This is a genomic window from Acinetobacter sp. PC34 (assembly GCF_051789135.1).
GTDB lineage: Bacteria > Pseudomonadota > Gammaproteobacteria > Pseudomonadales > Moraxellaceae > Acinetobacter > Acinetobacter johnsonii.
The window spans coordinates 292401-314009 of record NZ_CP196664.1 but is presented as its reverse complement, the minus strand read 5'-3'; the positions used below and the strand labels follow the sequence as shown (position 1 = coordinate 314009).

Sequence of the window (21609 nt, the reverse complement as noted above, 5' to 3'; positions counted from 1 at the left end):
GAGGCTTTGTAAGCAGCAGCTGAAATAATTAACTGGATTATTTACGGCTATTATAGATTTGGTCGAAAGTCGCCCCATTCACAAAGTGGGTCTTTTGAGCATTGGCCCAACCACCAAACACTTCATCAATGGTGAAGGTTTTTAACGGTGGAAATTGCGCTTTATATTTTTCTAGAATTGCCGCATTACGCGGACGATAGAAGTGTTTCGCCGCCATTTCCTGACCCAGTGGTGAATATAAATAGTTGATATAACCCTGTGCTAACCACTTGTTGCCATTTTTCGCCACGGTCTTATCAACGATTGCCACCGAAGGCTCGGTTAAAATCGAGATCGATGGATAAACAATATCGAACTGATTTTTACCTAAAGTTTTTTGTGTCACTAAGGCTTCATTTTCCCAAGTCAATAACACATCACCAATGCGACGTTCTGCAAAGGTGGTCATAGACGCCCGTGCCGCAGAGTCCATGACTTTCACGTTATGGTACATTTTACCCACGAACTCTTTGGCTTTGGCCTCATTGCCACCGGGTTGTTTCAGTGCATAACCCCAAGCAGACAGATACACCCAACGTGGTAGACCGCCTGTTTTAGGATTAGGCGTAATAATTTGTACACCTGGTTTGGTTAAATCAGACCAATCCTTAATTTTTTTCGGGTTGCCTTTACGTACCATGAACACAATGGTCGATGTATAAGGCGCAGAGTTATTTGGGAACTCTTTTTGCCAACCCGGCTGGATTTGACCTGATTTAACAATTTCTTCAATGTCATTGGCTAAGGCCAAGGTCACCACATCCCCTTTTAGACCATCCACGACCGAACGGGCTTGTTTACCTGAACCCCCGTGTGACTGTTTAAAATCGACCGTTTGTCCAGTACGACTTTGCCAATAAGCACCAAAGGATTTATTGAACTCATCGTAAAATTCACGTGTTGCATCATAGGAGACATTGAGCATAGTACGGTCAGCTGCTTGAGCTGATGTCATACTGAATGTCAGACCTGTTGCCACTACGGCAGCAGCCCAGAGAGATTTCAAATGCGTTTTCATAGCGTATTAAATTAAATATCAAGAATTATGCTAAATATATGAAACAAAATCATAAATCGCAATTCGCTTTTGTTTTTTAAATACACATTATTTTTACATCACTAAGACTTAATGAATTGTTTTTATTTAAAATAATAGCAAACACTTTACTTATTCTTATTATATACATTTTTATGCTTAAAATATAATAAAAGTGGATATGTGTATATCCACTTTTATGTTCGAACGTGATCGCGTCAAACCATAGCACGTTTATTTTTCAGTATAAATTTGATCAAAGATCGCACCATTTACAAAGTGAGTTTTCTGCGCTTTGGTCCACCCTCCAAAGACATCATTAATATTAAAGGTTTTTTGCTTTGGAAATTGCGCAAGGTATTTGTTCGCCACTTGTTTATTTCGTGGACGGAAGAAATGCTTCGCCGCCAACTCCTGCCCTTTTGGCGAATACAGATAGTTTAAATAGCCCTTGGCCAAATTTCGATTGCCATTTTTGTCCACGGTTTTGTCTACAATCGCAACTGACGGCTCCGCTAAAATCGAAATAGACGGATAAACAATATCGTATTTGTCTTTACCTAGGCCTTGAGTTGCCAGTAAAGCTTCATTTTCCCAAGACAACAACACATCACCTATGCCCCGTTCAGCAAACGTGGTCAATGAACCTCGCGCGCCTGAATCAAGAACTTTGACATTTTGATACAGTTTTTCACCAATTCTTTGGCTTTAGCATCATTACCTCCAGGTTGTTTTAACGCATACCCCCAAGCAGATAAATAGATCCAACGCGGCGCACCGCTTGTTTTTGGATTTGAGGTAATGATCTCACCCCCAGCTTGGTTAAATCATTCCAGTCTTTAATTTGTTTGGATTACCTTTACGCACTAAAAAAACAATGGTTGAAGTATAAGGTGCAGAATTATTTAGAAATTCTTTTTGCCAGTTTTTATCAATTTGTCCAGTATTCACAATTTCATCAATATCATTGGCCAAGGCCACCACATCTGCTTGGAGACCCGTTGCAACGGCACGTGCTTGCTTGCCCGATCCACCATGAGACTGTTTAAAGTTGACCTCCTGCCCAGCTTTGCTTTTCCAATACTGTCCAAAGGCTTGGTTATATTCTTGTTGACATCCTCCCAGACCTAAAGAACGGGGATTCCTCCTCCGAGACGCTCATGTCCGAGCGCAAGAATATTCAGTGCGGAATTTATATCCCGATCATGGAGCGTACCGCACTCCATACACTGCCATTCTCTTATTCCAAGACCTGCTCTACCTTTCGGACTGCTAGAGCGTGAGCCACAGCACGAACATGTTTGGGTCGTATAGGCTTCGTTGACTTCTCCATACCATACTCCTGCGTTCTCGCATTTATACTTGAGCATGGTTCTTAGTGTTGTCCAACTGGCATCTAACACTGACTTCGCTAATCTAGTTTGTGCTAATGCTTTAGCATTCACATTGCCAACAAAGATTGCTGCATGTGCATTCACCAGTTTATGGCTGAATTGATGCAACATATTTTGGCGTATATTTTTAATCTTGGCGTGAATCGCTTTGACACGTTTCTTATTTTTTGCTCTTTGAGCAATGCCAAGTTTTTCCTCATATTGGCGATAGATTTTAGGAGCTTCGAGTTTCACACCATCTGAACAAGTGGCTAAATCTTTCAAACCCAAGTCTATGCCAATTGAGCCTTTAGCTATAGCTTTAACTTGTTGAATATCATCAACCACAAGGCAAACATACCAACGTCCACGACTGTCTTCTACAAATGAGCCTGTTTTGACGTTGTATTTGCTTAGTCCGTAGCTGTCCCATAGTTTGAATTGGTGCTTGCCATATTGCACATAGCCATCGGCGTATTTAATGGCTACTTTCTTAAAAGGTATCCAGCCTAATGAGCGTCTTGCAGATTTGTTGTTACTGACACGCCATTTTAGCTTGGCTTTTTTAAACTGCTTTCTTCGTGTAACTAATTCTTCTGCAATTGCCTGTATGGTTTGGCTATGTAAGTTACATTCTTTTGATGTGCCTTTCGTGTATTGAGCAATATCGTATGCTGAAAAGAATTGTTGTTTACGTTGTAGGTGCTTGAAACACAAATCATTGACATAATTCCAAACAAAGTTCACCTCTACTGCTAGTTGGTCTAGCATCTTGCAATGTTTGTCTTTTATTCGTAATTTAAGTGTTTTCATTACTAAAATATATTTGGTCTATGAGCAATAGTCAAGAGATTAGAACAGGTCGTCATTGTGTTTTTAATATGCACGTTCATTTAGTCTTTGTCGCTAAATATCGTAGAGATGTTTTTACCAAAGCAATGCTTGAAACAATGCGTGAAGTGTTTGAGCGTGTTTGTTTAGACTTTGAAGGTAAGCGTCCGCTGAACCCCACTTTTTCTAACTCATTAATACCGCGATAGTGTCCACTAAAATTTAAGTGGACACCTATTTATGGATTTAAAGACAGTTATAGACAGCACACCAACCCTAAAAAAGCCCCGTCGAACCTTCACGGCTGAATTTAAACATCAACTTATTCAGCAATGTCAGCAGCCAGACACATCAGTGGCCAAGGTGGCAATGCAACATCAGGTCAATGCGAATCTGTTGCATAAATGGATTCGTCAGTCCAGATCAATGGTTCCATCATTAACACCCCCATCTATTCCACAGACCGACTTCCTTCCCGTCATTCTTCACCCGACTCCAGTCAGACAAGAAGCACCTCCGCCACCTGTACCAGAGAAGAAAGTTGTCGCTCATATTAGGATTCCACTACATGAGGAACCAGGTTCCGTAAGGGGTCAGATGATCGAGATCGACTGGCCGGTGGAGTCAGTAACTGAATTACTGGTGCTGATCCAGGGTTTGACTCAATGATCCGTATTGATGAAATCTGGCTTGCTACCCAGCCGATGGATATGCGTGCAGGTATGGATACTGTCATGACTCAGGTGCTGAGAGCCTTTGGCTACATCAAACCGCATTGCGCTTACCTGTTCTGTAATAAACGTGGCCATCGCATGAAACTGCTGGTACATGATGGATTGGGTATCTGGCTGTGTGCCCGGCGGCTGGAACAGGGAAAATTCCACTGGGTTCAGCTTCATCAGGGTGAAACCGTAGCCCTCAGTCCGGAACAGTTACAGGCATTGATCCAGGGTTTGCCCTGGCAGCGCATTGGACGACAGCAGGTGGTGACTATGCTCTAAACCAGGCTCGTCCATTCTGCTATTCTCCAAACGTTCTATTTCCTCTGCATCATGACATCAGGCATACTGCGGTCATGAATACGCTGCCTGACTTAAGCCAACTGACCCATGAACAACTGCTGGAATTTACCAGACAGTTGGCGCTGCAGCATCAGTCTCTAGCACAATCAAACCAGCAATTAGATGCCAGAGTTCAACATCTTGAAGTCACCAATCAGCAATTAGATTCTAAAGTTCAACATCTTTCTATTCTCAATCAAAAATACGAGCATGAGCTCGCACTATTTAAACAGCACAAATTTGGCAGTAAAAACGAACATCTCACCGCAAAACAAATCCATCTGTGGGACGAAGCGGTTGAAGAGGATATCGCAGCAGTTGATTTGGAACTGGAGCGGCTGAATGCAGATAAAACCGATGCAGCGACACACAAAGCCAAAGCAAATAAACCTAAACGTCGACCACTGCCAGATCATCTACACACTATCCGTATTGAGCATGAACCTGCATCAACCCAATGTGCTTGTGGCTGCCAACTCCGTCGTATCGGCGAAGATGTCAGTGAAAAACTGCATTTCAGACCGGCACAGTTCTATAAGGAACAGCATGTGCGTGGCAAATGGGTCTGTGATCAGTGTGACACCCTGACTCAGCAAGCGATGCCCGCCTATGTGATTGATAAAGGCATTGCTTCACCTGAACTGCTCAGCCATGTGCTGGTATCGAAGTATGCCGATCATTTGCCGCTGTACCGTCAGCGCCTGATCTATCAGCGGGCGGGCATTGATCTGTCCAGATCTACTTTATCTGACTGGATTGGTCGCTGCGGTGTGGAACTGGAACCTCTGGCCAATGCCTTAAAAGAGGTGGTACTACAACAGCAGGTGCTGCATGCAGATGAAACACCGGTCACCATCATGCGGATGGGTGAGAATGATAAAAAACCGAAGAAAGGTTATGTCTGGGCCTATGCCACTACACAGTACAATCCAGTTCAGGCGGTGATCTATGACTTTCAGGATAGTCGTTCAGGCGAGCATGCTGAAGCGTTCTTGAAAGGCTGGCAGGGCTATCTAGTCTGTGATGATTACAGTGGTTATAAAGCACGCTTTAAATCAGGCCAGGTCATAGAGGTGGGCTGCATGGCCCATGCACGTCGTAAATTCCATGAACTGCATGTAACTGGGAAAAGTCAGGTCGCTGAACAGGCATTAGTGCTGATTCAGAAACTGTATGCGATAGAAGCAGAGCTCAGGAAAAAGACGGATGGTACAGCAGAACACCGCCGCGAATACCGGCAACAGTATAGTCAACCGGTGATGCAACAACTATATGAGTGGCTCAACCAACATCAGCTGACGGTGCCATCGAGTTCCCCAACTGCCCGAGCGATCAACTACAGCCTAAAATGCTGGCCAGCCTTAAGTCGCTATCTGGATAATGGCAATTTGCCCATTGATAATAATTGGTTGGAAAATCAGATGCGTCCCTGGGCCTTGGGACGTAAGAACTGGCTATTTGCAGGTTCGCTGCGTAGTGGTCAACGAGCGGCCAATATCATGACCCTGATCCAGTCAGCAAAACTGAATGGGCTGGATCCGTATGCCTATCTCAGTGATGTGCTGAAAAGGTTACCGACCCATAAAGTGACCCAAATAGAAGAATTACTGCCACACCGCTGGAAATCCAACCCAAGTTAAAAAATAGCTATGGGGTTCAGCGCACGCTTACCTTTGAAGCCGAGTTGGCAGAATTTGATGGTGAAGATGATCATGTCCATCTACTTGTGCATTATCCGCCAAAGGTCGCTATTTCTAGCTTGGTAAATAGTTTAAAAGGTGCTTCCAGTCGTATTTTACGAACCAAGCACCCTGAAATTAGAAGCAAGTTATGGGGTAATGCTTTGTGGTCGCCTAGCTATTTCGCTGCATCATGTGATGGTACACCTATTAGGATTATCAAACAATATATTCAGCAACAGCAAACTCCGCATTAGCAATCCTAGCTAATCCCCACAAGGGGACTAGCGGATTGCAGCCTTACATCCCCGCCCTGAAGGTATAGGTATCTACACATCTTCGTGTGGATACCCCAACGCAATTTTAGCCATTTCCTTTAACTCATCCACCGAATAACTTTCCAGTAGCTTCAAGGTGTTTAATAAGATTGAAAGTCCAGCAAGTATTGATGGTGCACTGTAAGCGTCCGCTGAACCCCATGCCTATTTTTTAATTTGAGTTGGATTTCCAGCGATGTGGCAGTAATTCTTCTATTTGGGTCGCTTTATGTGTCGGCAGCCTTTTCAGCACATCACTTAAATAGGCATACGGATCCAGCCCATTCAGCTTTGCTGACTGGATTAAAGTCATGATATTGGCTGCTCGTTGACCACTGCGCAGCGAACCTGCAAATAGCCAGTTCTTTCGTCCCAAGGCCCAGGGGCGCATTGAGTTCTCTGCCCAGTTATTGTCAATGGGTAGATTGCCATCATCCAGATAGCGGCTTAAAGCTGGCCAACGCTTAAAACTGTAATTGATGGCCTTGGCGGTTGGAGAACTCGATGGCACCGTCAGATAATGTTGGTTGAGCCATTCATACAGTTGTTGCATCACCGGTTGGCTGTGCTGTTGTCGGTATTCGCGGCGGTGTTCTGCTGTACTATCGGTCTTTTTCCTGAGTTCTGCTTCTATCGCATACAGTTTCTGAATCATCAGTAATGCCTGTTCAGCGATCTGACTTTTCCCAGTCACATGTAGCTCATGGAATTTACGACGTGCATGCGCCATGCAGCCCACCTCAATGACCTGGCCTGATTTAAAGCGTGCTTTATAACCACTGTAATCGTCACAGACCAGATGACCCTGCCAGCCATTCAGGAACGCTTCAGCATGCTGACCTGAACGACTATCCTGAAAGTCATAGATCACTGCCTGAACTGGATTGTACTGTGTGGTGGCATAGGCCCAGACATAACCTTTCTTCGGTTTTTTCTCATTCTCACCCATCCGCATAATGGTGACCGGCGTTTCATCGGCATGGATCACCCGCTGTTGCAGCATCACCTGTTTTAAGGCATTGGCCAGAGGTTCCAGTTCTACACCGCAGCGACCAATCCAGTCAGATAACGTGGATCTGGACAGATCAATGCCCGCCCGCTGATAGATCAGGCGCTGACGGTACAGCGGCAAATGATCGGCATACTTCGATACCAGCACATGGCTGAGCAGTTCAGGACTGGCAATACCTTTATCAATCACATAGGCGGGCATCGCTTGCTGAGTCAGGGTGTCACACTGATCACAGACCCATTTGCCACGTACATGCTGTTCCTTATAGAACTGTGCCGGTCTGAAATGCAGTTTTTCACTGATATCTTCGCCGATACGACGTAACTGGCAGCCACAACTGCATTGGGTTGATGCAGGTTCATGCTCAATACGGATGGTGTGTAGATGATCGGGTAGCAGTCGACGTTTAGGTTTGTTGACTGTGGCTTTCTGTGTCGCTGCATCGGTTTTATCTGCATTTAATCGTTCTAATTCTAGATCAACGGCTGCAATATCTTCTTCGACCGCTTCATCCCAGAGATGGATTTGTTTTGCGGTGAGATGTTCGTTTTTACTGCCGAATTTGTGCTTTTTAAACAGCGCCAGTTCATGCTCGTATTTTTGATTGAGAATGGAAAGATGTTGGTTGCATGCTTCAAGATGCTGAACTTTGGTATCTAATTGTTGGTTATCTTCTGCGAGTTGTTGATGCTGCATTGCCAACTGTCTGGTAAATTCCAGCAGTTGTTCATGGGTCAGTTGGCTTAAGTCAGGCAGCGTATTCATGACCGCAGTATGCCTGAGGTCATGACGCAGAGGAAATAGAACGTTTGGAGAATAGCAGAATGTAGCAGCCTGGTTTAGAGCATCGTCACTACCTGCTGTTGTCCAATGCGCTGCCAGGGCAAACCCTGGATCAGTGCCTGTAACTGTTCCGGGCTGAGGGCTACGCTTTCACCCTGGTGAACTTTAGCCCAGTGAAATTTGCCCTGTTCCAGCCGCCGGGCACACAGCCAGATCCCCAGTCCATCATGCACCAGTACTTTCATGCGATGGCCACGTTTATTACAGAACAGGTAAGCACAATGCGGTTTGATGTAGCCAAAGGCTCTCACCACCTGAGCCATGGCCGTATCCATTCCTGCTCGCATGTCCATGGGCTGGGTAGACAACCAGATTTCATCGATACGGATCATGTTGCCAGTGCCTTGAGTAATTCTGCTAAAGCAGATATTTTTGATACTTGCCATTTCAAGCCAATTTCTGCTTTTGAGTGGGGTAAAGTAATTTGAACCGTTAATATGTCAGTAGGAGTAGGATCTAATGGTGCAGAGCAGGATAAGGCAATAAATGCAGGTTTATTCGGTAGTGGTGAGCGATCATTCCCTGGCTTAGCATCAATTAAGCGAATCCATTTGGATACAAGATTTGTATTCAATCCATGTTGCAAAGCGACCGAAGCAATTGAAACGTCCGGTGCTTTACAAGCCTGAACGATCTGCTGTTTAAATTCAGCACTGTATGTTCTTCGTTTTTTCGCAAGAGATGCGATGGATGTCTGGTTATTTGTAGTCATAAATTTTAGTCCCCACTTGTTTTTAAGTGGGGACTAAATTAAGGCTTATAGGATGAATTCATAAGGTGTGTTCAGCGGACGCTTACGGTGCACTTTCTCTTTTCCCTCGCTTTTGCTGTCGCCCAGATAGTCGTGTTAGTACGGCTCTTACTCGAGTAGTTTGTTCATCATTACAGCGTTGTATTCGCCATGTCAGTACGCAGGCCATACTCGCAACAAGTAGTTTTCTTAAAATTGCTTGAGGGGTCGTTTGGAGCCACGATTCAACATCATGACCCGCTTGTTTTAGAAGCTTGAAGTAGCTTTCAATTGACCAACGCCAAATTGACGATCCAACAAGTTAGGCGCTGTAGGCAAACGATGGTTTGAATCAGTCGTATGCTTGTATTTACGTGCAATCCTGCTACGTAAACCAAGCTTTTTAAGCATTCTTCCAACGGTTCGTTCGCTCATGCTGTAACCTAAATCATGCATGTCATGTACCAATGAAGGTGCACCCAATCGTGCATGATGCTGCCAATATACGGCTTTTAAATCATTATATTTCTGCGCTAGATTGGCCTGGCATTTTCGCCAGGCATAATAGCCTGAAGTGCTGACACCCAGGCATTTACAGGCAGAAGATACAGTGACTTCATTCACATCCAGATCTTGAATTACCGTGTACTTTTCTTGGCATGATCTGTCAGAAAGTACACATGCGCTTTTTTTAAGATGTCATTGGCGTCCCTGAGCTGTTTGACTTCTTTCTCTAATTCTAAAATCCGCTGTTGTTCTGATGAAAGTTGGCGTTTGCTTGAACCCACTGGATTGGCTTCACGAATCCATTTATCCAATGTTGAATAACCAACACCTAATTTCTGGGCGATTGCAGCTATAGGTTCGTGGGGGTTTGAAAGTGCATAATCAATCGCTTGCTGTTTAAATTCAGGACTAAAACGTTTAGCCATTTCTTGAATCTCCAAAGATTAAAGTTACGTTATCTTTAGAGGGACGTGCTGTCCATTATTTTGGCTAGGATCATAGATACCTATACCCTGAAGGCGAGGTTTTACGGCTATACTGATAAAAAGATATCTCTAAAAGGACTATTTTGTGCACTTTTAAGGATAACCCATATCCACCCTCCACAGATCAAGCTCAAAATCTCCATGCTATCTCCACAGTTATTTGGTACAAAAAGCCAAATGATTTATATTTGATGTTTAAATGTCAATTTAGCCCAAATTTGTTTATAATTTTGTAAATTATGTGACACAGTTCTACTTTTTTATTTGTGAAATCGGTTAAATTGAAACTAGATTACCAATGACTTTAATAAAAATCTGTTCCAATACCATGTTGAGAGGGGGGAAAAGGACATGAAAGCAACATTTTTACATACCTTTACGTTGAGTATCGGCTTGGCTTGTTTTAGCCAACTGGGACATAGTGCAGCCATTCAAAGCAATGACAAAGCGACGATGCCCACTGAGAAAACATCGTTGATTGAAAAAGCGCTCAGTCAACAAAAAGGCAGTGACCGAACCACGATGACGGATAATGATTTAAAAATCATGACCTCAATCAAAGTTGCACCGACACAAAATTTCTTTGCTACACAAAACCAGCGCTTTAGCCGTTTTGTGCAATCATTGTTCCTCTAAACTAAAAATAAGCCACAGTGTCGTAACCACTCTCAAGTTATGACATTTGCGTACTAAAGCCTGATCACTGAATGTTGAATTAAGCATTAAGTGGTCGGGCTTTTTCGTTATAATAGACCTCAATTTACATTCTGAATCATAATTGGCTATGACTGTTCGTACTCGTATTGCACCCTCTCCAACTGGCTTCCCGCATGTGGGCACAGCGTATATTGCGTTATTTAACTTATGCTATGCCAAGCAACATGGTGGTGAATTTATTCTGCGGATTGAAGATACCGACCAACTTCGTTCGACTCCTGAATCTGAAAAAATGATTTTAGATTCACTGCGTTGGTTAGGATTGAATTGGTCTGAAGGTCCAGACATTGGCGGGCCACATGCGCCATATCGCCAGTCTGAACGCATGCATATTTATAAGCAATATGCACTGGATTTGGTTGAAAAAGGTCATGCGTTCTACTGCTTTGCTACGAGCGAAGAGTTGGATCAAATGCGTGCAGAACAACAGGCCCGTGGTGAAACACCAAAGTACGATGGTCGTGGTTTAAAATTATCTGCTGAAGAAGTCCAAAATCGTCTTGCTGCAGGTGAGCCACACGTGATTCGTATGAAAGTGCCCGAAGAAGGCATTTGTACAGTCAATGACTTACTGCGAGGGGAAGTAGAAATCCCTTGGGCACAAGTGGACATGCAAGTCTTACTTAAAACAGATGGTTTACCGACCTATCACCTTGCCAATGTGGTGGATGACCATTTGATGCAAATTACCCACGTTTTCCGTGGCGAAGAATGGCTGCCTTCTGCACCTAAACATCAGTTGCTGTATCAATACTTTGGTTGGGAAATGCCTGTACTGGGTCATATGCCATTACTACGTAACCCAGACAAATCAAAACTGTCGAAACGTAAGAACCCAACCTCTATTAACTACTACAAAAATATTGGTGTTTTGCCTGAAGCCTTGTTGAACTACTTAGGCCGCATGGGCTGGTCGATGCCAGATGAACGCGAAAAATTCACATTGGCCGAGATGATTGAACACTTTGATATTCAACGTGTATCCCTCGGTGGTCCAATTTTTGATGTGGAAAAACTGAATTGGCTCAATGGTCAATGGATCAAAGGCTTAAGCCCTGCTGAACTGTTAGATACTTTATTGGCATGGAAAGCAGATCGTAAGATGCTCGAAGACATCGCCGCAGCGATTCAACCTCGTATCAACTTACTTTCAGAAGCGGTGAATTGGTCTGCGCATTACTTTAACCAATTCCCAAGCTTGACCAAAGAACAGTTTGAAAGCAAGAAACTGAGCGAAGAGCAGGTTCGTCAAAGTCTGCAATTTGCGATTTGGCGTTTGGAAAGCATGTTCACATGGAACAATGACACCGTAAGTCAAACCTTGATGGACTTAGCTAGCCAAATGGAAATTAAGCTCCGTGACTTTATGCCAGCGTTCTTTATTGCGATTGCCGGTTCAACCGCTTCGACCCCAGTTATGCAGACCATGGTCACCATTGGCCCAGACTTAACCTTCGCGCGCTTACGTCATGCCCTTGAAATTGTGGGCGGTCCAAGCAAAAAAGAAGCAAAAGTTTGGGAAAAAATCAATGAAAGTCTAAAATTGCCGAAAAATGACGCAGTTGATGAAGCTTAATTGATTTTTTAGTTGACGCATGGGCGTTATATCCCTAATATAGCGCTCACACAGAGAGACGGTGTTAACCACTCAACGTGATGCCTCAATAAGTCCCTATCGTCTAGAGGCCTAGGACATCGCCCTTTCACGGCGGTAACCGGGGTTCGAATCCCCGTAGGGACGCCATATTTAAGATGGCAACATCTGGTAAAAAACCCAAGCATTATGACTTGGGTTTTTTATTGCCTCAAAAGTATCAGCACTTCATTACCACGCTTTTTTGGCTTTCTGCTCCAATCCGATTAGAATACAGCATAGATTCGAATTTTGGAGTTGTAATGCAATATCGTTGTCCTCAATGTCAAAGCCCAAAAATTATGCCTGTTGCTCAAGCAGGGGCTCCAGCAACACGCCCTGTCGTGCCTAAAAGTCTGGTTTTTTTAGTTCCAGCCATTTTTGTATTATTACTTTTGGTGCTCATTAGCATCGCAATGTGGCTATTTGGGGATGGCGCTGGCTCAACACTACAAATTGCAACGGTTGTGGTTTTCATCGTGTGTGTGATTGCAGGCTTCCTATTTTACCGTGACCTTCCTGATTTTAAGATTTCAATGCAAGGCTTCATGCAGTCTCAGAAAAAATGGAAATGTCGCGAGTGCGACCATGAGTGGGAAATCTAAGCCTTAACTTAGAACCTGCATCCAAAAGGGGGAGTCTATGCACCCCCTTTTTATCCACCCAAAGAATAAATAATAATTATTATCACCTGTTAGTTTTTCTCGATATAATCAAAAGCCTTATCTTACCAAATATTTTTAGGCCTAGTCTCTATGAAAAACGCTCTATTCTGCACACTCTTATTCTGTTCAGTGGCTCAAGCGCATGAACCCTATGTCGCTCCACTGGCGTATCACACTGAAAATACCCAAATTCCTGTATTGAGCGCCTACGCAGAACAAGCCTTTCATCCTGAATATGCCCTAAAAGATATTTCATTCAGCGTTTTCCAGCCAAACCAAACACAGACTACGATTCAAGCACAGAAGCACTTAGAATCTGCAACTGCATTTGATCTTAAGCTACCGGAAAAAGGCACCTATACCATTTTTGCCAAGACCTCATATCCAATTGAATATGTACAACATAATCGTCAATGGAAAATCTTTGCTGATGTCGCAGCAGACAAAGTCCCTGCCTTAAGCGAGCGTGACTATGTCATTCCAAGTGACTTTAAAGGCAAAGTGCCAAGCAAAGTCTCTACGGTTCGCGAATGGAGCATTCAAAGCTATGTGAGCAAAGACAGCACCTCACCTGTTGCTGTAACGCCAGCCCCAATTCAAGTCAACTTCAAAACCCATCCAAACCAAATCACGGTGCAACAGCCTGTACAATTGCAAATTACTCAAGCAGGCAAAGCCCTAGCGCATGCAGAACTCATGGTTCGTGCTCAAGGTGAGCTTGAGCAACAAGCGAAAAGCACACCTGTCGACGCACAAGGCCATGCCACACTCACGTTTGCACAAGCTGGGCAATACCTGATTGAAGTGAGCGAAAAAGTCGATGCCAAAGCAAAACCTAAAAATCAGTATTACACCATTATTAGCTTACAAGTGAATGCCCCTAAAACGCCTTAAGCGGCAATTGCTAAGCATAAAAAAACCAGCCCGAAGGCTGGTTTTTTAATTGAATTAACGGAAGTATTAACCGCCAATTTTCTTGTATTTGGTGCGTTTTTGAACTGCAGCATCACCCAAACGCGCTAAACGATAGGCTTCATACTCAGCATAGTTACCTTCGTAGAATTCAGGCTGTTCGTTTTCAAATGACAAAATGTGCGTTGCAATACGGTCAAGGAACCAACGGTCGTGCGACACTACCATTACCGTACCTGGGAATACAAGAATTGCATCCTCAAGTGCACGTAAGGTTTCGATATCCAAGTCGTTCGATGGCTCATCCAGTAAGATCACGTTTGCGCCCATTTGCAGGATTTTCGCAAGTTGTAAACGGTTACGCTCACCACCTGACAACTCACCTACACGCTTCTGTTGGTCTTGACCTTTAAAGTTAAAGCGACCGATATAAGCACGTGATGCAATTTCATAATCGCCAATTCTTAAGATATCCAAACCGCCAGAAACTTCTTCCCAAACGGTTTTGTTGTTATCTAAGGTGTCACGAATCTGCCCCACATACGCTACTTTAACCGACTCACCCAAAGTCACCGTACCTGTATCTGGCTGTTGTTCGCCCGTCATCATACGGAACAGTGTGGTTTTACCCGCACCGTTTGGACCCACGATACCCACAATTGCTGTAGGTGGTACGGTAAAGCTTAGGTTTTCGTACAGTACGCGACCATCAAATGATTTGCTGATCCCTTCCACTTCTACGACTTTATTGCCTAGGCGTGGACCAGGTGGAATATAGATTTCAGAAGTTTCGTTACGCTGTTGGAATTCGCGTGAGTTAAGCTCTTCAAAACGCTCCATACGCGCTTTGTTTTTCTTTTGCTGACCTTTCGCATTTGAACGAACCCATTCAAGTTCTTTCTTCAATGCTTTAGCAAAAGATTCTTCTTGCTTGTTCTCTTGCTCTAGACGCGCATTCTTTTGCTCTAACCAAGAAGAATAGTTGCCTTGATATGGAATACCCATACCGCGGTCAAGCTCAAGAATCCATTCCGCCACGTTATCCAAGAAATAACGGTCGTGCGTAATCGCCACAATCGTGCCGGCAAAGTCTTTCAAGAAACGCTCTAACCAAGACACCGATTCTGCATCCAAGTGGTTCGTTGGTTCGTCTAGAAGTAACATGTCTGGCTTAGATAAAAGCAAACGACACAATGCAACACGACGACGCTCACCACCTGAAAGCAAGCTTACATCCGCATCCCAAGCTGGTAGATTCAAGGCAGCTGCAGCTTGATCCATTTGGTTGCTCAGGTTATGCGCATCCCATGAATGGATAATTGCTTCAAGTTTTTCTTGCTCTTTTGCCAATGCATCAAAGTCTGCATCTTCTGCTGCATATTCAGCAAATACTTCGTCCAAACGCGCCAAAGCATCCAATGGTTCACGTAAACCATCTTCTACGTTTCCACGCACATCTTTATTTGGATCAAGTGGCGGCTCTTGTTCTAGGTAACCGATTTTGATACCTGGTTGCGCACGCGCTTCGCCAGAGAAATCTTTGTCTACGCCCGCCATAATACGAAGCAAGGTCGATTTACCTGCACCGTTTAAACCAAGTACACCAATTTTTGCACCCGGGAAAAATGACAAAGAGATGTCTTTTAAGATTTCGCGCTTAGGCGGAACCATCTTAGACACTCGGTTCATCGTATAAATATATTGGGCCACGTAGGACTCCTCAATAGAAAAACCAAAAAATCGCAAGAAGCGAAAAAATATTTGCGGGCATTATACGATGAATACGTTGAAAAAATAAGGCATGAAACCGATCTTCAATGCAATGTTACAACTTTCAGCACGGTTGTTTTTTAAACGCCCTTTTTATCTCACTTTTCCGCAGACAAGAAGCTTCTCGCAGCTCATCTTTATGAATTTTTTAGATAAATATTCATTATTTTCACACTTTCACTCATATTCATTGATGGTAGACTGTGCAATATTTAACTCACGCAGATGAAGTCCCATGACCTATAAAGATGAAACTTTGGCTATCCATGCTGGTTATAGCCCAGAAGCCACCACCAAAGCAGTGGCAGTACCGATTTATCAAACTACGTCTTATGCCTTTGATAATACGCAACATGGTGCGGATTTATTTGACCTTAAAGTACAAGGCAATATTTATACTCGAATTATGAACCCGACCACTGCGGTGCTAGAACAACGTTTAGCCGCACTCGAAGGGGGAATTGGCGCGTTGGCCTTAGCCTCTGGCATGGCTGCCATCACCTATGCCATTCAAACCATTACCGAAGCAGGCGACAACATTGCTTCTGTTTCAACCTTGTACGGTGGCACCTATAACCTGTTTGCCCACACTCTACCGAAACAAGGCATTGAAGTCCGTTTCTTTGATTATCAAGATCCAGAAGCCCTCCGCGGTTTAATTGATGAAAAAACCAAGTTGGTCTTTGTTGAATCGATTGGCAATCCACTTGGCAACATCATTGACCTAGAAGCGATTGCCAAAATCGCACATGAATATGGTGTGCCTGTGGTGGTCGATAATACTGTCGCAACTCCTGCGCTGCTGAAACCGTTTGAATATGGGGCAGATATTGTGGTGCATTCCCTGACCAAATATATTGGCGGGCATGGTAACTCGATTGGCGGTGCGATTGTCGATAGCGGTAAATTTCCTTGGGGCAAATATCCTGAACGCTTTAAAGTGCTGAATACGCCAGACCCAAGCTATCACGGCGTGAACTATGTCGAAGCTTTAGGCGAAGCAGCTTATATCGCACGTGCCCGTGTGGTGCCATTACGCAATACCGGTGCAGCCATTAGTCCGTTAAGCGTGTTCTTGATTCTACAAGGCTTAGAAACGCTGAACCTGCGTATGGAACGTCATACTGAAAATGCGCAGAAAGTGGCTGAATATTTACAGCAACACCCTAAAGTACAATGGGTCAACTATGCCGGCCTGAAAGATCACCCTCAGCATGGCTTAGCGCAAAAATATGTCAAAGGAAAACCTTCGGCAATTTTATCCTTTGGGGTACAAGATGGCCGTGAAGGAGGCACTCGCTTTATTGATGCACTACAACTCTTCACTCGCTTGGTCAATATTGGCGATGCCAAAAGTCTGGCCTGCCACCCCGCCACCACCACACATCGCCAACTGAATGAAGCAGAATTAAAGTCTGCTGGAGTAAGTCTTGATATGGTGCGTTTATCTGTAGGTATTGAACATATTGATGATTTGATTGCAGATTTAGAGCAGGCCTTGGCTCAAGTCTAAAAAACAGACTGCTAAACTTAAAACCTCAATCACATGATTGAGGTTTTTTATACGCTTGTCTTTTATATTTATAGCCCTTTCACTTCGCTTGAATTCGTGGTAAAAACAAGTAATTAGAAGAAATAAAATAGAGCTTTTACTCTAATTTTATTTATTATTTCAATAACTTATGCCGTGATATTTTTAAGCAGTTTAGGTATTATACTGTGAAGGAAAGCCGCTACATTTCTCAGAAAATGCAGCCTTAATAATCGAATATAAAAATAGCCATAACCCTCAAATATTTGACTTAGATCAGGAATGATAACGTGAATTCAAGAATGGATAGACTTTTTAAAGAACGTGTAAATGGAAAAACCGTCTTAATTACAGGCGCTTCAAGTGGTATTGGTTTAACCGTTGCGCACAAACTGGCTGACGCAGGAGCACACGTCCTTTTAGTTTCGCGCACCAAAGAAACATTAGAAGAAGTTAAAGCAGAAATCGAAGCCAAAGGTGGTTCAGCCTCTGTTTTTCCATGCGACTTAAATGATTTAGACTCGATTGATGAAGTCTCTAAGCAGATTTTAGCTTCAGTCGATCATATTGATATTTTAATTAATAACGCAGGTCGTTCGATCCGCCGTGCTGTACATGAGTCAGCCGAACGCTTCCACGACTTTGAACGTACCATGCAGCTCAACTACTTTGGTGCTGTACGTTTAGTCATGAACATCCTGCCACAAATGATGATTCGTCGTGATGGGCATATTATTAACATTAGCTCGATTGGTGTATTGGCAAATGCCACTCGTTTCTCGGCTTATGTGGCGTCTAAAGCCGCATTAGATGCATTCAGTCGCTGTCTTTCTGCTGAAGTGCATTCACATAAAATTGCGATTACTTCGGTGTATATGCCTTTGGTACGTACGCCAATGATTGCGCCAACAAAAATTTATAAATACGTTCCGACTCTTTCGCCTGAACAAGCAGCAGATCTGGTTGCTTATGCGATTGTGAAACGCCCGAAGAAAGTGGCAACTAACTTAGGTCGTTTGGCATCAATCACTTATTCAATCGCACCAGACATCAACAATAAGCTCATGTCGATTGGTTATAACTTATTCCCAAGTTCTACCGCGTCTGTGGGCGAACAGCAAAAACTCAACTGGGTACAAAAAGCATATGCACGCTTGTTCCCAGGTGAACACTGGTAAGTTTTCTTACAAGTTACCCAACCTTTGATTAAAGGTTGGGTAACTAAATTTTTCACCACTCTTTTATAGTCCTTAATATTCGCTTAAGAAAAAAAGTCCACCATAAGAGCAACAATAAAAGGGGAAAAGAAATGCAGGCACTTTATTTATTCAAGCTTTTTTGCTTCATCTTTGCTGCAATTACCACTTTTAATCTATATACAGAACTTACCCTCTCTCATATTTCAATCTGGCAAGTGCTGATTCATGGTGGTTTGCTGATGATCTTGCTCGAATTTGGCTTTAAGAGCCAACGCGCACCACAACAGACTACCCCACTAACGAGTGAAATACGCTCACTAGAAACAGAAACTGGGCCAACTTCACAACCCCCAAGCATATATAGCAATATTTTTTCAAAAATAGGGTTAGTCTCCATTTTTTCCAGCCTGATTGGACAAAGCCTAATCAGTTAAGACTCATACCTTTTTTGTGGACAAAAGATAAAGACGACGTGACCCTTCTACTTTTTGTGTTATAAACAGCCGTCTTTTTTTATTTTGTGAATTTATGCGCGCTTTTACTTTCGTACTGCAATATGTGTGTATCGCTTTTGCGATTTATCTCTGCTACCGAGTAGGCAGTAGCCTGTATTTACAAGATTATGTGATGATGGATATCGTGGCCAATGTCGGGACGATTCTAATCTGTATCGATCTTGCTGTTTTCCTGTGGCATAGCCGCAGTACCCAAGCCATAAGCCTCAAAGATTATGCCACTCGACTGGAACAACCCGCTCCTACCTTTGTCAAAGTTTGCCGAAAGCTTGGGCACTTTGGCATTATGCTGATTATCACCACTTGGATCGTGCCCATCATCAACGGATAAAAGTAACCATAAAAAAACCTCCCACTTGGGAGGTTTTTTTATTCAAATCTTAAAGATTATTTCGAACCTTTAATGCCTGCTTGAAGTAACAATGCACCTAAACCACCAATTTTATTTTCTTGAGGTTTAGCCGTTTGCGGCTTCTTGTTTGTTTGAGCACGCTCGCCTTGCGGACGTGCTTGTTGTGGACGTTTACCTTGTGGTTTACGTTCACTACGCTCTGTATTTTCACGACGTGGTTGACGTGGAGCTTTAGGCGCTTCAGCACCTTCAGGGCGCATCGACAAATTCACACGATTACGCTCAGCATCTACAGTGAGTACACGTACTTGCACAATTTGCCCCGGCTTCACCACTTTATGCGGATCTGCAACGAATTCATTGGCCAACTCTGAAATATGAACTAAACCATCTTGATGTACACCCACATCCACAAAAGCACCGAAGTTCGTTACATTGGTCACGACACCTTCAAGCTGCATGCCTTCAGTCAGTTGCGCAACTTCCGTAATGTCTTCACGGAATTTTGCTGTACGGAACTCTGGACGCGGATCACGACCTGGTTTTTCCAGTTCAGACAGTACATCTTGAATGGTTGGTAAACCAAATTTCTCATCTGCAAATTCTTCAGCATTCACTTGGCGAATGATTTCAGAGTTACCAATGATATCCTTCACTGTCGTCGCTTTCGCTTCAACAATTTTACCCACCAGCGCATAAGACTCTGGGTGAACAGCAGAAGCATCTAGTGGCTCTGAACCATCTTGAATACGTAAGAAACCTGCTGCTTGTTCAAAAGTACGCTCGCCTAAACGTGGCACTTTTTTCAAATCTTGGCGGTTGTCAAAACGGCCATTTTCTTTACGAAAATCGACAATTTGCTGCGCAATCGACTTATTCAAACCGGCAATATAACCCAAGATAGCAGATGATGCAGTATTAACATCCACACCTACCGAGTTCACGCAGTCTTCAACGACTGCTTCAAGGGTTTTCGCTAAACCAGTTTGGTTCACATCATGTTGGTACTGACCTACACCAATCGATTTTGGATCGATTTTCACCAGTTCAGCCAATGGGTCTTGTAAACGACGTGCAATCGACACTGCACCACGAATCGACACATCTAGCTCTGGTAACTCCGCAGAAGCCAATTCAGATGCTGAATAAACCGATGCACCGGCTTCTGATACAGAAACACGCGTCAATTTAAGATCGCTATTTGCAGCCATCATTTCAGCCACAACGCTTTCTGTTTCACGGCTTGCTGTACCATTGCCAATGGCAATCAGGTCAACATTGAACTCGCGGCATAAACGGGCAAGTTCTGCAATTGAACCCGCTTTATCATCTTTAGGTGCAAATGGATAAATCGTACTATGTGCAAGTACATCACCTGATGCATTCACCACAGCCAATTTCACTCCTGTACGGATGCCAGGATCTACACCCAATGTTGTACGTGCGCCCGCAGGTGCAGACAGCAACAAATGACGTAAGTTTTCAGCGAAAACATCCATTGCTTCAGATTCAGCTGAAAGACGTTTTTCGGTGAGCAACGAATGTTCGATGCTTGGACGAACCTTACCTAACCAGAACAATTTAGCCGTTTGTTTTAAGTAATCTTGACGTGCTTGCGGCTGTGCAGTTTCAAGGCTGTATTCTGTTTCAATACGCGCCAATAGTGCATCATCTTCGCCATCAACTTTTAAACCTAAAACGTTTTCTTGACGACCACGTAACATGGCCAATAAACGGTGTGATGGGACTTTGTTTAAATTTTCAGAAAAATCGAAGTAATCGCGGAATTTTTTGCCAACTTCTTTTTTCTCATCACTTGCCACTAAACTTTTTAAAGTGGCCGTTTTTGCAAACGTGGCCTTAAGTTCAGTGGTCAGTGCAATGTTCTGCGCCCAGTCATCAATTAAAATATGTTGAATCGCATCCAACTGACTTTCTAAATCTAGATAATCTTCATGGCTAAAGCCTGCCAATGCTTCAGCTGGATCAACCGCTTCTGCAAAGATTTTCTCTGCAATCGGGCCTAAGCCTGCTTCTTTGGCTTTAAATGATTTACTGGTCCGTTTTGGACGGTAGGGTGCGTAAATTTCTTCTAAGGCATTTTTAGTTTCAGCAGCATTTACACGTGCCAATAAATCATCAGACAATTTGTCTTGTTCTTTTAATGATTCAATTACCTTGTCGCGACGTTCAAATAAGTCACGTAAATAAGCCAAACGTGTATCGAGCTGACGTAACTGCGCATCATCTAAGCCTTGCGTGACTTCTTTACGGTAACGCGCAATAAATGGAACGCTAGCACCTTCATCAATCAACTTGATGGCAGCCTCGATTTGATTTGGACGTACGGCAATTTCTTTTGCCAACTGCTGAACTAAGTCAGTCATCGTATGTGATCCCAC

Annotated in this window: 18 protein-coding genes, 1 tRNA gene and 4 pseudogenes; 14 read left to right on the top strand and 9 right to left on the bottom strand. The window is 43.5% G+C overall.

All coding sequences use genetic code 11. The annotated features are described in order from the left end of the window. Positions 1-37 precede the first annotated feature (37 nt). From ACSC9N_RS01480 to ACSC9N_RS01470, 3 genes and pseudogenes are all read right to left on the bottom strand, one after another. The gene (locus ACSC9N_RS01480; protein ID WP_058870429.1) at positions 38-1057 is read right to left on the bottom strand and encodes a sulfate ABC transporter substrate-binding protein; all 1020 of its coding nucleotides are present in this window, start codon (positions 1055-1057) and stop codon (positions 38-40) included. Positions 1058-1309: 252 nt separating this feature from the next. After that, positions 1310-2200, bottom strand: a pseudogene (locus tag ACSC9N_RS01475) (sulfate ABC transporter substrate-binding protein). Between the two features lie 2 nt (positions 2201-2202). Beyond that, entirely contained in the window at positions 2203-3261 is a 1059-nt protein-coding gene (locus ACSC9N_RS01470) for an RNA-guided endonuclease InsQ/TnpB family protein (RefSeq protein WP_005401363.1), read from the bottom strand. Positions 3262-3281: 20 nt separating this feature from the next. On the opposite strand from ACSC9N_RS01470, the pseudogene ACSC9N_RS01465 reads away from it, so the two are divergent. From ACSC9N_RS01465 to tnpA (ACSC9N_RS01445), 5 genes and pseudogenes are all read left to right on the top strand, one after another. Then, a pseudogene (locus ACSC9N_RS01465) lies at positions 3282-3443 on the top strand (transposase); the annotation flags it as partial. Positions 3444-3519: 76 nt separating this feature from the next. Next, a complete protein-coding gene (gene tnpA, locus ACSC9N_RS01460; RefSeq protein WP_005401365.1) occupies positions 3520-3948 on the top strand; it encodes an IS66-like element accessory protein TnpA in 429 nt (142 codons plus the stop codon). Continuing rightward, positions 3945-4280, top strand: a complete 336-nt coding sequence (gene tnpB / locus ACSC9N_RS01455; protein WP_004691523.1) for an IS66 family insertion sequence element accessory protein TnpB — start codon at positions 3945-3947, stop codon at positions 4278-4280. Before tnpA (ACSC9N_RS01460) ends, tnpB (ACSC9N_RS01455) begins: the two co-directional genes overlap by 4 nt. Positions 4281-4354: 74 nt before the next feature. Beyond that, positions 4355-5980: an IS66 family transposase gene (gene tnpC, locus ACSC9N_RS01450; RefSeq protein ID WP_395475017.1), complete on the top strand. Its 1626-nt coding sequence runs from the start codon at positions 4355-4357 to the stop codon at positions 5978-5980. A 32-nt stretch (positions 5981-6012) separates the two neighbouring features. Next, positions 6013-6276: pseudogene (tnpA, locus tag ACSC9N_RS01445) on the top strand (IS200/IS605 family transposase); the annotation flags it as partial. Between the two features lie 232 nt (positions 6277-6508). Here tnpA (ACSC9N_RS01445) and tnpC (ACSC9N_RS01440) read toward each other — a convergent pair. From tnpC (ACSC9N_RS01440) to ACSC9N_RS01425, 4 genes and pseudogenes are all read right to left on the bottom strand, one after another. Continuing rightward, the gene (gene tnpC / locus ACSC9N_RS01440) at positions 6509-8113 is read right to left on the bottom strand and encodes an IS66 family transposase (RefSeq protein WP_004835366.1); all 1605 of its coding nucleotides are present in this window, start codon (positions 8111-8113) and stop codon (positions 6509-6511) included. 74 nt (positions 8114-8187) lie between these two features. Beyond that, entirely contained in the window at positions 8188-8523 is a 336-nt protein-coding gene (gene tnpB, locus ACSC9N_RS01435) for an IS66 family insertion sequence element accessory protein TnpB (RefSeq protein ID WP_004282310.1), read from the bottom strand. After that, complete coding sequence (gene tnpA / locus ACSC9N_RS01430; RefSeq protein ID WP_098733097.1) at positions 8520-8903, bottom strand: IS66-like element accessory protein TnpA; 384 nt, start codon at positions 8901-8903, stop codon at positions 8520-8522. Before tnpA (ACSC9N_RS01430) ends, tnpB (ACSC9N_RS01435) begins: the two co-directional genes overlap by 4 nt. 309 nt (positions 8904-9212) lie before the next feature. Next, positions 9213-9853 (bottom strand): annotated as a pseudogene (locus ACSC9N_RS01425) (transposase); the annotation flags it as partial. Between the two features lie 411 nt (positions 9854-10264). Between ACSC9N_RS01425 and ACSC9N_RS01420 the strand changes: the two are divergent. From ACSC9N_RS01420 to ACSC9N_RS01400, 5 genes are all read left to right on the top strand, one after another. Next, positions 10265-10549 carry a hypothetical protein gene (locus ACSC9N_RS01420; protein ID WP_395475016.1) on the top strand — a complete coding sequence of 95 codons (285 nt, stop codon included), beginning with the start codon at positions 10265-10267 and terminating at the stop codon, positions 10547-10549. A gap of 148 nt (positions 10550-10697) precedes the next feature. After that, a complete protein-coding gene (gltX, locus tag ACSC9N_RS01415) occupies positions 10698-12206 on the top strand; it encodes a glutamate--tRNA ligase (RefSeq protein WP_395475015.1) in 1509 nt (502 codons plus the stop codon). Positions 12207-12298: 92 nt separating this feature from the next. Beyond that, positions 12299-12374: transfer RNA gene (locus ACSC9N_RS01410), tRNA-Glu, on the top strand. 152 nt (positions 12375-12526) lie between these two features. Then, positions 12527-12868 (top strand): membrane protein, encoded by a 342-nt coding sequence (locus ACSC9N_RS01405; protein ID WP_010327661.1) that lies wholly within the window; start codon positions 12527-12529, stop codon positions 12866-12868. A gap of 150 nt (positions 12869-13018) precedes the next feature. Then, positions 13019-13822, top strand: coding sequence for a DUF4198 domain-containing protein (locus ACSC9N_RS01400; protein WP_395475014.1), 804 nt, complete (start codon positions 13019-13021; stop codon positions 13820-13822). Between the two features lie 66 nt (positions 13823-13888). Here ACSC9N_RS01400 and ettA read toward each other — a convergent pair whose 3' ends face one another. Then, a complete protein-coding gene (ettA, locus tag ACSC9N_RS01395; RefSeq protein WP_004978114.1) occupies positions 13889-15550 on the bottom strand; it encodes an energy-dependent translational throttle protein EttA in 1662 nt (553 codons plus the stop codon). 295 nt (positions 15551-15845) lie between these two features. Between ettA and ACSC9N_RS01390 the strand changes: the two genes are divergently transcribed. The 4 genes from ACSC9N_RS01390 (at position 15846) to ACSC9N_RS01375 (ending at position 19186) form a co-directional block, all read left to right on the top strand. Further along, the gene (locus ACSC9N_RS01390) at positions 15846-17123 is read left to right on the top strand and encodes an O-acetylhomoserine aminocarboxypropyltransferase/cysteine synthase family protein (RefSeq protein ID WP_234304410.1); all 1278 of its coding nucleotides are present in this window, start codon (positions 15846-15848) and stop codon (positions 17121-17123) included. A gap of 320 nt (positions 17124-17443) precedes the next feature. Beyond that, the gene (locus tag ACSC9N_RS01385) at positions 17444-18319 is read left to right on the top strand and encodes an SDR family NAD(P)-dependent oxidoreductase (RefSeq protein ID WP_238893368.1); all 876 of its coding nucleotides are present in this window, start codon (positions 17444-17446) and stop codon (positions 18317-18319) included. A 131-nt stretch (positions 18320-18450) separates the two neighbouring features. Further along, positions 18451-18774 carry a hypothetical protein gene (locus ACSC9N_RS01380; RefSeq protein WP_058870434.1) on the top strand — a complete coding sequence of 108 codons (324 nt, stop codon included), beginning with the start codon at positions 18451-18453 and terminating at the stop codon, positions 18772-18774. 94 nt (positions 18775-18868) lie between these two features. Then, entirely contained in the window at positions 18869-19186 is a 318-nt protein-coding gene (locus tag ACSC9N_RS01375; RefSeq protein ID WP_058870435.1) for a hypothetical protein, read from the top strand. 56 nt (positions 19187-19242) lie between these two features. Here ACSC9N_RS01375 and ACSC9N_RS01370 read toward each other — a convergent pair whose 3' ends face one another. Further along, positions 19243-21594 carry a Tex family protein gene (locus tag ACSC9N_RS01370; protein WP_395475013.1) on the bottom strand — a complete coding sequence of 784 codons (2352 nt, stop codon included), beginning with the start codon at positions 21592-21594 and terminating at the stop codon, positions 19243-19245. Positions 21595-21609 lie beyond the last annotated feature (15 nt).